Genomic DNA, 624 nt, shown 5'->3' with positions numbered 1-624 from the left:
CCTGCTTCACGACCTTCAATATCAATCGGACAAACTGTCGAGACAGCCCCAACCAGGACCAGTGCCCTTTCTGCAACCATTTGTAATAACTGCTCCAGTGATTGCGCATCGTGACGACCAAATAGGCTTCGGTTACAAAGCCTGCTGGGGTGAGCATCGCCCCGATCAACAATTCAATGAAGGTACCCACGGATCTCAGGGGTAGCACTTCTGCCAAAAATGTTATCCAATAACACAGTTCGCGGGGGATACGGCTATATTCTTTCGCGTCCATAGCGGCCTCCAGAAGTTTGTGTTGATTTCTCTTCTGAGAGGCAGCGCCTTGCTATGTCAACTGTTTTTTGAGATTTTTAGTGGTTTTTCTCCTCTGAAACTCTAAACTCTAGTAACCAAAGGGCAAACGAGGAAACGGAAGACTACAGTGGTCCGGAAGGTGGTAACGAAGGCTGGAAGCTCGGATCTCAGCTCCGCACCCGTGGTTCTCTTCATTCTGATACGTGGAGCGGGTCAGCAGCTTCGCTTGCGGATATGCACACAATTGCAGTTTACCCGGTGGGAGGATGGTGGAAATATCGGACTGCGTTGGATCGCTGGCAAAATTCTGTTCGTTTCAGCCTTATCGTA

At 49.5% G+C, this 624-nt stretch carries 1 protein-coding gene; it reads right to left on the bottom strand.

Going from position 1 to position 624, the window contains the following annotated elements:
• Positions 1-274: hypothetical protein (locus ACOCD2_RS24845; RefSeq protein WP_419626347.1), on the bottom strand; the 274-nt coding region annotated here is incomplete at its 3' end.
• Positions 275-624 lie beyond the last annotated feature (350 nt).

It is taken from the genome of Thiolapillus sp. (assembly GCF_048562965.1).
GTDB classification, from domain to species: Bacteria; Pseudomonadota; Gammaproteobacteria; order Chromatiales; family Chromatiaceae; genus Thiolapillus; species Thiolapillus brandeum_A.
This window is presented reverse-complemented; position numbering and strand designations above follow the sequence as displayed.